Here is a 13,574-nt window from a genome sequence, read left to right as displayed (position 1 = left end):
AGTTAATAGGACGGTTACATTAGAAATGTGTTTTTTTTTGTGCATTATGAGAATTTTAAAGAGATATACGGTCCTTAAATTTTGGAATATAAATTACAATACATATATGTATGGCTCAAAAATTGCTAGGAACCTTCATGAAAAACAAAAGCTTGGTCTGCACAGGATTTTGCAATTGCAACAACAATGTGACCAATAATTTCGTTTCTAATAACAAATCAGCTCATACAATGAAAAAACTATTTTTTACCCTTATTATGTCAGGCTGTCTTGCGACTGCTTCAGCCCAGTTTTCCCGTCCTATAAGTATTGGTGCTGGTGCAGGAGTTTCTTATGGCTTGACAGATCTGAAGAATTCAAAAGTAAATTTTGCATGGTACGGAGAAGGGGATTATTTATTAACCCCATTTGTATCTGTCGGATTGCAAGCACAGAAAGGTGAATTAACGGGTGAGAGTGGGGAGAATTCCTACAAGAATAGCTATTATTTAGGTAACGTGAATGCAAAGTTAAGATTAGGTCAGTTTATGGATCTGCCCGATAATTACAGTTATTATACTTTGGGCGCAAGTACGTTTCAACGTATCTTATCGAATGTTTATATCGGAGCTGGTGCTGGATTGATGAAAAATCGGATTTCGACAAATTTTAGTAGTGAGTACAGAGAAGCTGTTGCCAATATAGGAGGAGAGATCGCTGAAGACCGATCAGGTATTCACTTTGTTGTTCCTTTAAATGTTGGATTGGATATCCCTTTTGGACGCACCTTATATGGTCCTAAGTGGGCTATAAATGTAAACTATCAGCACGGATTAAGTTTCAATGATAACATCGATGGTATCGTAAACAAAAGTAATGATCAATATGGCGTGATGACTGTTGGGGTAAAATATGCCTTTTTCAACCGTAACTAATTTGATTTAAACTTACTCTACTATAGATAATAACAACCGCAATTATGAAATATCCATGTAGTACAGAATTCACAAATACGAATGCATATAGTTTGGATATTCCATATGACCTATTAAAAAACTAACCGAGCTTGCGAGCTCATGTAATAATTTATGCATATGAATAAAATGAGAAAACACTATCCGACATTTACATTCGGGCTGTTTATTTTAACAGTTTTAGTGTCTATGCAGGCTTGTAAATCAAGCTCATCTATATATAAAGCGCCTAAAGTTGCCGCATTTCGTGCTGGCGAAATGCCAGCGCCTCCAGGAATGGTTTATGTACCTTCTGGAACTATACTTTTTAAAAGCTCTCTTGACACTGCTGATACAGGTAAAAACGTAAGCTTAAGTGCTTTCTTTATCGACGAAACAGAAGTGACCAATAAACAATATCGTGAATTTATCAACTGGGTAGCGGATTCAATCGCCGTAACCGATTACCTAAATGACGATCAGTATTTTTTAGAGACTGGTGAACAAGGAACTGAGAGAAGAATTAATTGGAAAAAGGTAAAGAAATCTTCTCCAATTTGGAAAAGCAATGATCCCACTATCCGTGAGCGCTTAGCACCAATGATCGAAATGAGAGGTTCTCAGCGCACTTTAAACCCAGAGGTATTACGCTACCGTTTTTCTTATCAAAAGACAAAAGGGAACATTAAAAAGGTCTATGTGACCGATACGGTTCCAGTGATGCCGGTTGAAGAAATCTGGTCTTCTGATTTTCCAAATGCACAACTCGCTTCCCTTGATGTCAATTATTTTACACATCAATCTTTTGATTATTACCCGGTAGTTGGTGTCACTTGGAGACAGGCACGTGCATTTACTGACTGGAGAGGTAAAGAAATTATGGCAACTTTAATGAAAAACTCGTATTTGAGCGGTTACCAATTGACTTTAAGTCTTCCTACGGAAGCGCAATGGCAGTATGCAGCTGAAGGTAAATTGGATCCGCGTGATACTTCTTCTACTAAACGCATGACAATTGATGGATCTGAAGGTAAAGAAAAGCTTGCAGTAAACTTTAAGCAGGGCGATGGTACCTATTCTCGTGATGGAGCAACCTTTACGCTTCCGGTAAAGTCTTACACACCTAATGCTTTTGGAATCTATAATATGGCAGGGAATGTGTCTGAATGGACATTGGATGCTTTTAGTCCTTCTGCGATGGTTTTTGTGAACGATTTAAATCCTGCTCTTTTGTATGATGCAGATGAAAAAGATGCGGATGCATTGAAAAGAAAGGTAGTTCGTGGTGGTTCATGGAAAGATAATGGTGAGCAATTGAATACCGATACCCGTAATTATTCGGTGGATTATGAACCACATTCCTACATCGGTTTCCGTTGCGTGATGTCGGCATTTGAGATGCCAACGATCCAAAGTAAGACTAGAAAATTTTAAAATATAAATTCAGATGAAGATATTTATAACAATGGCAATGGCTTTAGGATTTATACCGGTCTTTGCGCAACAAGAAATACCGGACAGTTTGAAATCGCAACAGGTTACAACTGCCGTACAAGGAGAGGTTTTAATGGATACCATACCGACAACGGATGGTTTTTATCAGGCTAATAACCTGGAGGATGCGGTTCCTTTCGCTTATCCAGAGATTAACATGAAAAATATTCGCTTTTATAAGCGTGTATGGCGTGATATTGATCTGAAAGATGAAAAAAATGCATTGCTTGCTACTCCTGGAAATTCATTAATGGAGATCATTATGAAATCTATCGAAACGGGCAAGTTGTCTCTTTACAGTCCTGATGATGATTCTTTTAAAGGTAGAATGAGTGCCAACGAAGGTATGGCCCGTTTTACGGATAGTGTGCTGGTTCCAATTTTTGATGATGAAGGAAACCAGATCGATTCAAAGATGACCTTAAATGAATTTGATCCAACCCGCGTAACGAAATTCCGTATTAAAGAAGATATCTTTTTTGATAAACAGCGTAGCCGATTGGAAAGCCGTATTATCGGCGTTGCTCCGCTAATGAATATCACCACTTCGGCAGAGCTTGCGGAATCTGTTGGTTCTACGCCTGCATTTTGGTTGTATTTCCCGCAGTTACGTTACAGTCTGGTTAAAGTTGATATTACAGATCCGGATAAAGGTTTATACGATATGACGATGGATGATCTATTCGTTCAAAAGAAGTATGCAAGTACTATCATCCGTGAATCATCTGCCGGAGCTTTGAAATTGGGTGATGAAGCACAACAAGCGCAAGATGCACAGCAGATTGAACAAAAGATCGATGCATATAAAAAGAAACTGTGGACAAGTCCTAAAGGGGTGAAAGAAGAAAACTTAGAAGAGTTTATTCCCAATGCTCAGAAACAGAAAAAAGTAAAGAAAAAATAAGCGCAGCTTAATATTGTTATCATAAAAAAAGCATTCTCAATTTTTGAGAATGCTTTTTTATGTTTTATTAGATTCGATTTTGCAAAATAATAAAGAGTTTTTCAAGAAATTGCTTTAATCTTTATCCTTACCAAGGAATCGAGAATAGGCTTGCATAACAGGGTAGAAAAAAGCTTCTAGTGGTGCATATTTAAAATACATTTTGAAACTGGCCCACAATCGGTAAGTTCCGTCTGGTTGTAAAGATACTGGAGTTATTGGTCCGTCCTCAAATCGTTTATCGTGAAAACCAAAGTTACCGGACTGCCAGATTTCTTCCATCATCCAGTCTGCATCCAAATGTTCGGGATATGGAAAAGGAAGCATTTCTTTCTCTAGCCCCATATATTTGACTAAAATAACATGGAGTAGATGTATCCACCCTAATATTCCTGTATCCTTATATATTTTTTTTAATTCTTCAGTATTAATCTGTGAAGCAACAGTATGATATAAACGTGCCGAATCGCATATTTGTCGCAGACCTATTCCAAAAAATATTAAATGTTTTAAGATATGTGCATTAACTTGAAAAACTTGCAGTTCGTGTGCTAATAGTTTAATGGGAACACCATTTATTATAAGCTCTTGTTGACGATGGCGATACTTTTCCTGTAGTTTTTGTAAGTAATTATATTTAAAAGGATTACCAATATCAAAAAGTTTTTTATGGTGCTCAATATGGATCCCATTCCAGTCATAATCTAAACTAAATCCTGCTGTATCCCTAACATTAAGTTTTTTTCTTGAACTATTGCTCTAGCTTTTGAATACCCTTTATTTTCAAAATACCAATCAATATCACCTGAAACGCGATGAAGAGGTGTTTGATAGCACGCTGCTATGCCTTGTCCCTTTTGTAAAATTGGTTGAAGACCTTGTTTGGTGAAAGAAATATATTGAGACGCCAAGACTTCATTCATTTTCTTATTATGACGCTCGATTTGATCGACTCGGACAGTCCATTTTATTCGAATTGATTGTGGTGGTAATTGATTATCCTGCAAATAAGGGAAACTATCATAAATCAATCCATCGACAGTATGACTTATAGCATATGAACGTATTTGTTGCCAATCTGTTTCAGATAATGGTGATTCAAGTACTAACGATTCCTTACCCCAGAGTCCGATGCGTAATAAATGAAAAAAAATATCTTTAAGTCTATTGTCCATCTACTTTTAAAGTATTATTGATCTCAAAAATAACTATTTTTTACTGCTTTCTTAATAATTTAGAAGATAAGTATTAATCTTAAAAATTCTCTCATGATAATTTGACAATAAGTGCTTCTACTTCCAAAGAAGGTCGGCAGAATATCCTTTATTTTAATATTAAAAGTTAGAAATCACTATACATAGATTTAAAACTAGATCGAATACCAATATTAAAGACCTCAGACTTGTTTGTAGTAGGTGTATCGTAATGAGTTTTTTGATAACGTTGTGTATACCCTACTTCAAATCTTAAATTATATTTAGGATTGAGGACATATGCAACCTTAGCATCGGCATAAACCACCTGACTTTTAATGCCTTGAGCGATATGGTTACCATACTGGTTGGGAATTGTATTATAAGATTGAAATATATTTCCACCCATATTTGTTCCATCCGCAAGATCTAAACCCTTTTGATTATAATTTAGCTGAGCAGAAAAGTCAAATCTCTTCCATGCATAATTAGCTAAACCTATAATTTCTCTAAAATTCGCTCCTAAAGGATGCGCTAAAGGTTCTGCATTATTACTGTAGTTTGAACCGGAGTTAAAATGTGCATAAGTGTAGGGTCTAGCTGTATTATATTCCAGTAAAAAATTTAAATTCTTAACCTTCAACATATCATAACCTCTTACTCCTAACTGTGCCCCCCATTTATTATGAGCATAACCATTTCCTCCAAAAAATTCTTTAGACGAAAATTCTCCAAGCAAGAATTGACCATATGCAGTAATGTTTTTGAACAGTTTGTATTTAGAATTCAAACCTAAAAACATTTTATCTGGAGAAGTCGAATTATTCGATTCTACAGGACGTAGAAATATGATTGGATTGATATATGTGAAATCGAAGCCTCTTGTACCAGCTGCGTCACGATTTGCCCAAGTGATTGCTTGAAAAAAGCCTATTGAAAAGCGGTTTGTTGCATTATAGTCTATGTACTGAAATACCCCCCATTTCTTACCATCACCATAACTATTTGTTGCATACAGTGGATCAGAAAGTTTATTGGTCGGATCGTTCATATATGCCCATACGGAAGTATACTGAACATTTCCAATTGTACCTGAAAGTTTTAAATGGGTATAATTAGAGGAGAAATCTGATAATAACATTGAACGGTAACCATCACCAATGAAGTTTTTATCGAAAGCTGCAGTTGCCTGAAAATGTTTACTAAATGCATAAGTCAGACTAGCCGTGGTATTGCTCCAATCTTTTTTATTTCTCGAGCCAAAATTGTTAGTTCCTTGTCCGGGAACTATCTTGTTGTTATTTATATATTCATCTAAATACTGAGGAAATACTGCTCTATTTGTTGTGAAATTAGTGTAAAAAGTTAATTTATTTCCTACGGTTGCGCCAACTTGAAATCCTAAAGAATTCATCCAGGTTCTTCGTTTATCTCCTAACATATCTTTCCCGATTGTTACTTCGGGTAGAAAGTCAGCATATAGGCTGTAATCATCTTTTTCGACTTGAATCAGATGTTCATTGAAAAGCTTGTTCGTCAACCAGTTGTCGGAAGTTGCTGTCTGATTTGATTGAATAGAATCAAACTTTAACAATAATTCGTCTGAATATATAAATGGTTTGGATGATGTATGTAAACGTGTTTCTGGAGAATACAAAACGTTATTCATTTTTTGAGAAAACTGGTACGAGTAAGGCTGATTTTTGATTTGTGCCTTAACTTCGTTTTTACCAATAATTGTAATTATAAACGAAACTACTAAGCCTATAAATTTCAATAAAAAATTTTTCTTCATGAGATTTTATAAAACAGTGGAGATAACAAATTTTATACCACAGCAGCAAAATTAAGATTTTACCTGTTTATTAATTGGGTAGGATATGGATTTAGTGAAAAATTTATTTTACATGTCTTATATTTAACGTTGTCTGACATATTTAGGTTTATTTAAGATGTTGCGTAATTCCTCTTCGGTATAATGCCGTTCACCTTTAGCATTTAATTTAAAACCGCAAACCAGACGGAGGCCGCCCATGCAATGAAAGCGCTTTTCATAAATTTCCCTGGAGTATCCGGTTAGTTCCAGCAGCTTGCTACGGGGCATACCATTTTCAAAACCATGCAGAATACTTGCTGTCTTGTAAAGCTCTGCCAATTGTTTTTACTGAGCTTACAGCGCTCAGGGGTTTTATGGGCTGGTGTCTGACCGATGGAATGAATAAAATCATTTAAACGTTGATTAAGCTTCCAGGTCATAGCACCTGAAGTTGCACCCATTTTAGCTTCTAGTTCTTTTACTGTGGGCGTTCTTCCTAATTTCTTGGCCAATAGAAGGTAATGATCTTTTATACTGAATTTCGTTAATGGGATTTTCGTCCCAGCCATATAGCATAAGTTATTCCACCCAAATTTTTCCTTAACGTACCATGCCGAAGGATAGTTTTCTGGTTTTAAACGTTGATAATCTTTTAAGAATTTGATTCGATGCTTTTTGATCAGTTTAATAACCTTTTCTTTTGCTTCTGATTCGGTCAGCGTAGTGATCCTGAAGTATGGTGGTAATCCAACGTATTCCAATACATCAGCCCAGGTGCTGACATTGAAATGGGTCAAATAAGACCGATCATTATAAAGTCCATTACTTTTTAGACATTCTGAGATCGCAGGCGACCGCTGGTGTTTGATGTAATACCGGACTAAGGAGTTTTTTAGTTTCCCTTTCGAAGGGATACGTCTATCATTTGCATCATATCCTGCTGCAATGATAAATTTATTCCAGGATCCAAAATATTTATGGATGCTTCCCGATTTTGAAGAAAATTCTCTGCGCATGGGAATGCGCTTATTCGTTTGATAGAAATCATGTAATTGGGCCAATAGTTCAGCTTTGACGATAGCTTCTGTTTTTTTTACGTTAGGCTGTAGTCCTGCGGCTGCAATAAAATTGTTCCAGGTGCCAAAATAACGGCGGCTCATCGTATTGAGGTTTTCCATTTCACGACGTACGGGAGTTCTTCCGTTTTTAGTGTAAAATTCGTTCACGATCGAAAAAGCTTCTGCGATGATTTCTTCTTGTGTTGGATTCAAATCGTCTAGAAATATTAGTTGTTAGAATAAGGTGATAATTGCGAATATTAAAGATAATATTTTTCTTTATTAAAATGAAATGTTGCTGTGGAATGAGGAGAAGGTTAGGGGGTGAGAAAGTTAGAAGGTTAGTTGGTTACTCTATAGTAATTAGATTATAGTATTTAGTAATTAGACAAGGTTGACTTTTTCTTTACGGCAAAGTTGAGATGATTAAAAGGTGAGGTCGTTAGAAGATTAAACGCAGGCTTTTTTGATTGCATGCATTATGGCTCCGTGGCCAGCGGTGGTTGAACAGACGATCCAAAATCTAAATACCACTATTGGACACCTGAATGACACCATCGGCCGGCTATTGAAAGAAAATCACCTTTTAAAAGACCGTAAAAAGAACAGCGGTAATAGTTCGGTTGGTATATTATAGGATTAGAAGAAAACATCGTGGTAGCTGAGATTGGATACGGGATTAAAAATTATATGATTTTTTTCCAAAAGTTGAGCAAACCTCTACATGCAGTATGTTCAAGATCAAAACTAGTTGGTATCTCATCCCATCCACTCCAATAGGAGACAATTCGGGTTCCTATTGGTAATTGTCTAAGTTGTTATCTAAGGTATTCGGTATATGAATAATAGAGTTCTTGGTTTGGTAATATCGAATTATCTATCGGACAACTTGTATCTATATTTTCATAGAAAGAATTGTAAAAATAAAATGCATCATAATCAGAAAAAGTGATTTGATCAATATTGGCATGAATAAATTCTACGTTATTTATTTGATGTTTTTGGGCTATCTCATTAGAAATTTCAACAAGTGATTCCCGCTGTTCAACGCCATAAAAAATACCTTCCGTACATGTAGCACCCACAAGACAAAATTTACCAGCACCAGCACCAATGTCCAGTATCTTATCATTGGGATGTTGAACTAAATAGGTGGCAGCCATCTTTGCGACATCGACAGGAGTCCAGTGACGGTGTCCCAATATTTTTATATTTGAAGGATACAAATCGTCAAATGTACTGTCGTCAACACGTATGTTAGACCTTAATGCTTTAAAAATCATTTTTTCTTTTATGTGGTTATCATTAAATGGATAGGCTAATGTTTAGCAAATAAAAACGAGCTGTTTAATTATATACTCCTGCACGGTTAAAGTTCTCTTAGAAAGTGGATCTTGCCTGATTCAACATTTATTTCCACAAGAACCTTGCGGTGATTTCCATATTCGTAAATGTACCAATTGGGATGATCTGGATCTTTCGCCGAATATGATTTTAAAAGCTCATCATCGATCTCTTCTGATATTTTAATAGACTTATTTTCCAACATGAATTTTTTTACTAAATTACAATAATCTATTTTTAAATTATAACTGCTCGATGGAATTACGAGATAGAAACATTTAGTTCGTAACGATTAGTTTTATTTTCCCCTATTTCAATTGACACATCGTTTTGAAATCACGTTACGGTACATCCATACTTACAAGATAAGGATTGCTGGAATTTTTCAATACTTTCAATAAACGGTGCGAGACAAGGAAATTGATCTTGACTTAAATTATTTTTGGTTTTTTGAATAAATAAGCGATATTTAACATATTCTTTAATTATATTCCATTACCTATATTTAATGTACCATGATATTGCGTGAAGTGACTCCTTTATCCGAAGAAGATTGTTTTATGGTATTCGCCAGAGAAAAATGTAATTTTGATTTTCCAATACATGTGCATTCCGAATACGAACTCAATTTTATAGAGAATGCCGCTGGAGCACAGCGTATTGTTGGAGACAGTATTGAAGAGATAGATCATCTGGAGCTGACTTTAATTGCCAATTCTAATCTTGAACATGGTTGGTTTGACCACAACTGCAAATCAGAAAAAATTTCAGAAATTACCATTCAATTTCAGCCCGATCTATTGAGCGAAACTTTGCTCATTAAAAATCAGTTTCGCTCCATTAGGCAACTGTTTGAAAAAGCGGCTTATGGGGTTACCTTTAGTAAAACGACCATCATTGCTGTACGGGATGAAATTAAAAAGCTGATTACCGAGAAAGACGGTTTCTATTCGGTAGTTGGCCTTTATGATATTCTGCATATCTTGTCCCAAGATGAGCATATGCGAGAATTGAGTAGCCGTTCATTTCATAGCAGCATAGGGAGGCAAGACAGTAGACGTGTAGAAAAGATATTGATATATCTTTCTAAAAACTACCAGAAAGATGTATCCCTGAATGAGGCCGCGGACCTGATCGGTATGACCGAAGTATCCTTAAGCAGATTTTTAAAGCAGCGTACAGGAAGGACTTTTATAGATACACTAAATGATATAAGGCTTGGGCATGCCTGCCGGATGCTGATCGATACCACGCATAGTATAGCAGAGATAGCGCTTCTTTCGGGTTATAACAACCTCTCTAATTTTAATCGGATTTTTATGAAAAAGAGATCTTCAACACCAACAGTTTTCAGAGATAAGTATAAAAACTCAAAATTCTATTTATAAGAATATAAAAATTTATGAGCTAAAATAATATAGATGGTTATTTGTTGTAATTGTCTGTACAGGATTGTTTTGGCTTATTTTATATAAGGAAAAGATAAAAAAGTATTATTCGTATAAATGGTTTCTTCTTAGTTTTGGTAGTAATTGAAAGGGATTAAATAACCAATTTTAAGGGAACCAAAAAATGATGAATAAAATCTTTTATGCATGTCTGGTTGCGGGGTTTACACCTATGATTACTTTTGCACAAAAGTTTCAGGTGTCGGGGACTGTCACAAACCAGCAAACCAATTTAGCCATAGTCGGAGCTACGGTGCGCAATGGCGCTGGCCAAACGACGCTGACCGATGAAAAGGGTAGTTTCAAGCTGAATACAACGATAGGCGACAATCTCTATGTTTCATTCTTGGGTATGGAAACTCGTGTGCTGAAAGTTAATGATCAGCAAGTACTTCGTGTTGTATTAAAACCAAAGCAGGATGTGCTGGACGAAGTCGTGGTTGTAGGCTATGGTAAAGTCAAAAAAAGGGATCTTTCAGGTGCTGTAAGCCAAGTAAAGGCCTCGGAAATATTAGCTGGCAATCCTGCGCCGAGTATCAATCAAGCACTACAGGGCCGAATGGCCGGAGTAACTGTCAATCAAAATGATGGGGCACCAGGAGCCGGGATCTCCATCAATATACGCGGAACAAACTCTTTCTCGACCAATTCTCAACCACTCTATATTGTGGATGGTATACCCTACGATATGGCATCCATGCCCAGTAGTACTGCCAATGAAAATAACAACCAGACAGCCAATGCTTTGGCTTCAATCAATCCAAATGATATCGAATCGATAGAAGTGCTCAAAGATGCATCGGCAACTGCAATATACGGATCGAGGGGAGCAAATGGTGTTGTAATTATTACCACAAAACGTGGCGAAAATGGTAATGAAAAAGTTGAACTGAATGCAAATTTTGGACTTGCAACGCGGGGAAGAAAAGTAAAGATGCTCGGCCCATATGAATATGCTAATTATATCAATGAGCAAGCAATTAACAGTAAGTATTATGATGGATTAGGGTATCAGATATTACCTTATCCAGGCAGTTGGTCTTATCAGACAGTAAATGGTGAGCCTATTACTTCATCTGGTAAATATCAACCTGCTCCCGAAGATTTTCTCAATCAAGGTGTGCGCACGGACCAATATGGCAATCAGACCTTGGTTCAAGGTGCGGATTGGCAGGATGAGATTTATCAAAACGGTTTTACACAAGAATATAATCTCAGTGTATCTGGCGGAAGTGAGAAAGGTTGGCATATGTTTTCCGGAAACTTTTTGAATCAGAGCGGTATTATTAAAAAATCGGATTACCAGCGTGTGGCTCTGCGAACAAATATCGGAAGGAAAGTAAGATCCTGGTTGGAGTTGGGTGCAAATATCAACTATACCAATGGTCTTACCAATTTTGCTAAATCAAATGCCTACGATTATGGAATCATCCGCTCGGCATTGATTTTCCCGTAACCTACGGACCTGATATGAATACTATTGAATCGGATCAGCTAAATTGGCTGGCTTCAAATCCAGGTGTCTATGTCAATACCGCAAAAGATCAGCTTAAAGCAAACAATATATTTAGTTCGTCATATGCAAGTGTTAAGCTGTTGCCTTTTTTGACTTTTAGACAAAACTTTGGATTCTCTTACTCCAATAATAACCGTAATACCTATTATAACCGGAACACGCAGGAGGGGCGTTCACCAATCAATGGCAGCGGAGGCCAAAGTGATAACTGGTATCAAAGTCTTACCACAGAGTCTTTATTGACTTTTGATAAAACTATTTCACAGCATCATACTATAAATGTAGTCACAGGTTTTACCTATGAGCAGGCGAATTATGCGGCAAAAGCCATAACAGCTACAAATTTCCCCAATGATATCACAGGTGAGTTTGATATGGCAGCAGGATTAAATCCAGGACCTTTAGTCAGTAGCCGGGGCAGAACACAACTGGCCTCGGTTTTGGCAAGAGCAAACTATTCCTATAAAGGGAAATATATTGCTACGGCCTCTTTTCGTCGTGATGGCTCTAGCCGATTGACAATGGGACAGCAGTTTGCCAACTTCCTGTCGGGAGCCTTAGCTTGGCGACTTTCTGATGAACAGGTTATCAAAGATCTTGGGATCTTTAGTGACCTAAAATTACGCGCGAGCTATGGGCGAACTGGTAATCAGGGGGTCAATGCCTATCAGACCAAAGCATACTTAGGTGTGGCCAATTATCCATTAGGAGGGGCTTTGAGCAGTGGTTTTGCTGAGGTCGACTGGCGTGGAGCGCTAAATAAGGATCTCAAATGGGAAACTACAGACCAGTACAATCTAGGGTTGGATTTGGCTGTGCTCAATAACAGAATCCAATTTACAATCGATGCCTATTATAAAAAAACAAATGATCTGCTGCAAAATGTGAATATTGCTTCGAGCAATGGTATGAAAACACAATGGGTCAATTCGGGATATGTCACCAATAAGGGGATCGAGCTGACGGGAAAGTTTGCTGCAATGGATAAAGAAAACTTTAAATGGAATATTGATGCAAATATCTCATTCAACCGCAATGCCATAGGAGGGTTGACAGCCGACCGTTTTTCAGAAAGACTCTGGTACAATGCCGATAATATCTTTATCCAACGTAATGGCATGCCAATCGGTACAATGTTTGGCTATGTGGAAGATGGATTTTATGACAATGAGGCTGAAGTGCGTACCGATCCGACATATGCCAATGCAAGTGCCGCAGTTGTTCAATCAAAAATTGGAGAAATCAAATACCGTGATCTGAACGGTGACGGTGAGTTGACTGCCAGCGATCGTACTATTATCGGTAATACGAATCCAGATTTTGTTTTTGGTATTACCAACAATTTTAAATACAAAAATTTTACACTTGGTTTCTTTTGGCAGGGATCTATTGGGAACGATATTTTTAACGGAAATCTTATCGACATGAAAATGGCCAATATCGGGAATATCACAGAAGACATTTACAATAGTAGATGGACGGAAGAAAATAGGGGAAATGCTTTATGGCCAAAAGCTGTTGCAACTTACAACCGTACCATGCTCACCTCCGATCGTTATGTCGAGAACGGATCGTATGTCCGCCTTAAAAATGTAAACTTAGGATATACGTTTAAAAGTCCATTCAAGGGGCTCAATGCATTATATGTCTATGCTAGTGCAAACAATTTGCTAACAATAACTGATTACAGTTGGTTTGACCCTGATGTTAATGCTTTTGGAGGAGATGCCTCGCGAAAAGGTGTCGACATTTATTCTTACCCAAGTAGCAGAACATTTTCGATCGGATTGAAAGCTGATTTTTAAGTTGACCTAAAATAAGATGATCATG

At 37.0% G+C, this 13,574-nt stretch carries 13 protein-coding genes and 1 pseudogene; 7 read left to right on the top strand and 7 right to left on the bottom strand.

What is annotated here, in order from left to right; all coding sequences use genetic code 11:
* The first annotated feature begins 230 nt into the window (after positions 1-230).
* From L950_RS12115 to gldN, 3 genes are all read left to right on the top strand, one after another.
* Positions 231-914 (top strand): outer membrane beta-barrel protein, encoded by a 684-nt coding sequence (locus L950_RS12115; protein ID WP_197086406.1) that lies wholly within the window; start codon positions 231-233, stop codon positions 912-914.
* Between the two features lie 168 nt (positions 915-1,082).
* Positions 1,083-2,366, top strand: a complete 1,284-nt coding sequence (locus tag L950_RS12110; RefSeq protein ID WP_197086405.1) for an SUMF1/EgtB/PvdO family nonheme iron enzyme — start codon at positions 1,083-1,085, stop codon at positions 2,364-2,366.
* A gap of 13 nt (positions 2,367-2,379) precedes the next feature.
* Positions 2,380-3,330 (top strand): gliding motility protein GldN, encoded by a 951-nt coding sequence (gene gldN, locus L950_RS12105; RefSeq protein WP_084825435.1) that lies wholly within the window; start codon positions 2,380-2,382, stop codon positions 3,328-3,330.
* Positions 3,331-3,444: 114 nt separating this feature from the next.
* Here gldN and L950_RS33030 read toward each other — a convergent pair whose 3' ends face one another.
* The 5 genes and pseudogenes from L950_RS33030 to L950_RS12090 all read right to left on the bottom strand — a co-directional run bounded on the left by L950_RS33030 (position 3,445) and on the right by L950_RS12090 (position 7,649).
* Positions 3,445-3,714, bottom strand: coding sequence for a hypothetical protein (locus L950_RS33030; RefSeq protein ID WP_021192176.1), 270 nt, complete (start codon positions 3,712-3,714; stop codon positions 3,445-3,447).
* A gap of 33 nt (positions 3,715-3,747) precedes the next feature.
* A pseudogene (locus tag L950_RS37300) lies at positions 3,748-4,059 on the bottom strand (nucleotidyltransferase family protein); the annotation flags it as partial.
* 14 nt (positions 4,060-4,073) lie between these two features.
* Positions 4,074-4,544 carry a nucleotidyltransferase family protein gene (locus tag L950_RS35395; RefSeq protein WP_021192175.1) on the bottom strand — a complete coding sequence of 157 codons (471 nt, stop codon included), beginning with the start codon at positions 4,542-4,544 and terminating at the stop codon, positions 4,074-4,076.
* Between the two features lie 166 nt (positions 4,545-4,710).
* Complete coding sequence (locus L950_RS12095; protein ID WP_021192174.1) at positions 4,711-6,357, bottom strand: hypothetical protein; 1,647 nt, start codon at positions 6,355-6,357, stop codon at positions 4,711-4,713.
* A gap of 281 nt (positions 6,358-6,638) precedes the next feature.
* Positions 6,639-7,649, bottom strand: coding sequence for a homing endonuclease associated repeat-containing protein (locus tag L950_RS12090; RefSeq protein ID WP_021192173.1), 1,011 nt, complete (start codon positions 7,647-7,649; stop codon positions 6,639-6,641).
* A 268-nt stretch (positions 7,650-7,917) separates the two neighbouring features.
* On the opposite strand from L950_RS12090, the gene L950_RS28610 reads away from it, so the two are divergent.
* On the top strand, positions 7,918-8,073 hold the full coding sequence (locus L950_RS28610) for a hypothetical protein (protein WP_021192172.1): 156 nt from the start codon (positions 7,918-7,920) through the stop codon (positions 8,071-8,073).
* 181 nt (positions 8,074-8,254) lie between these two features.
* On the opposite strand, the gene L950_RS12085 is transcribed toward L950_RS28610, so the two are convergent.
* Together L950_RS12085 and L950_RS12080 are read right to left on the bottom strand one after the other, a co-directional pair.
* A complete protein-coding gene (locus L950_RS12085; RefSeq protein ID WP_021192171.1) occupies positions 8,255-8,719 on the bottom strand; it encodes a methyltransferase domain-containing protein in 465 nt (154 codons plus the stop codon).
* An 86-nt stretch (positions 8,720-8,805) separates the two neighbouring features.
* On the bottom strand, positions 8,806-8,985 hold the full coding sequence (locus tag L950_RS12080; protein WP_021192170.1) for a hypothetical protein: 180 nt from the start codon (positions 8,983-8,985) through the stop codon (positions 8,806-8,808).
* Positions 8,986-9,295: 310 nt separating this feature from the next.
* Between L950_RS12080 and L950_RS12075 the strand changes: the two genes are divergently transcribed.
* The 3 genes from L950_RS12075 to L950_RS35385 all read left to right on the top strand — a co-directional run bounded on the left by L950_RS12075 (position 9,296) and on the right by L950_RS35385 (position 13,549).
* On the top strand, positions 9,296-10,168 hold the full coding sequence (locus tag L950_RS12075) for an AraC family transcriptional regulator (RefSeq protein WP_021192169.1): 873 nt from the start codon (positions 9,296-9,298) through the stop codon (positions 10,166-10,168).
* A 184-nt stretch (positions 10,169-10,352) separates the two neighbouring features.
* Positions 10,353-11,684 carry a SusC/RagA family TonB-linked outer membrane protein gene (locus L950_RS35390; protein WP_197086404.1) on the top strand — a complete coding sequence of 444 codons (1,332 nt, stop codon included), beginning with the start codon at positions 10,353-10,355 and terminating at the stop codon, positions 11,682-11,684.
* Complete coding sequence (locus L950_RS35385; protein WP_316930625.1) at positions 11,633-13,549, top strand: SusC/RagA family TonB-linked outer membrane protein; 1,917 nt, start codon at positions 11,633-11,635, stop codon at positions 13,547-13,549. Before L950_RS35390 ends, L950_RS35385 begins: the two co-directional genes overlap by 52 nt.
* The last annotated feature ends 25 nt before the right edge of the window (positions 13,550-13,574 follow it).

It is taken from the genome of Sphingobacterium sp. IITKGP-BTPF85, from assembly GCF_001006065.1.
Lineage (GTDB): Bacteria > Bacteroidota > Bacteroidia > Sphingobacteriales > Sphingobacteriaceae > Sphingobacterium > Sphingobacterium anhuiense.
Note: the sequence above shows the minus strand (reverse complement) of the source record. Positions and strands in the feature narration are given on the sequence as shown.

Coding starts and splice junctions, on each gene's coding strand:
- L950_RS12115 (WP_197086406.1), top strand. CDS start 231: ATGAAAAAACTATTTTTTACCCTTATTATGTCAGGCTGTCTTGCGACT.
- L950_RS12110 (WP_197086405.1), top strand. CDS start 1,083: ATGAGAAAACACTATCCGACATTTACATTCGGGCTGTTTATTTTAACA.
- gldN (WP_084825435.1), top strand. CDS start 2,380: ATGAAGATATTTATAACAATGGCAATGGCTTTAGGATTTATACCGGTC.
- L950_RS33030 (WP_021192176.1), bottom strand. CDS start 3,714: ATGGGGCTAGAGAAAGAAATGCTTCCTTTTCCATATCCCGAACATTTG.
- L950_RS35395 (WP_021192175.1), bottom strand. CDS start 4,544: ATGGACAATAGACTTAAAGATATTTTTTTTCATTTATTACGCATCGGA.
- L950_RS12095 (WP_021192174.1), bottom strand. CDS start 6,357: ATGAAGAAAAATTTTTTATTGAAATTTATAGGCTTAGTAGTTTCGTTT.
- L950_RS28610 (WP_021192172.1), top strand. CDS start 7,918: ATGGCTCCGTGGCCAGCGGTGGTTGAACAGACGATCCAAAATCTAAAT.
- L950_RS12085 (WP_021192171.1), bottom strand. CDS start 8,719: ATGATTTTTAAAGCATTAAGGTCTAACATACGTGTTGACGACAGTACA.
- L950_RS12080 (WP_021192170.1), bottom strand. CDS start 8,985: ATGTTGGAAAATAAGTCTATTAAAATATCAGAAGAGATCGATGATGAG.
- L950_RS12075 (WP_021192169.1), top strand. CDS start 9,296: ATGATATTGCGTGAAGTGACTCCTTTATCCGAAGAAGATTGTTTTATG.
- L950_RS35390 (WP_197086404.1), top strand. CDS start 10,353: ATGATGAATAAAATCTTTTATGCATGTCTGGTTGCGGGGTTTACACCT.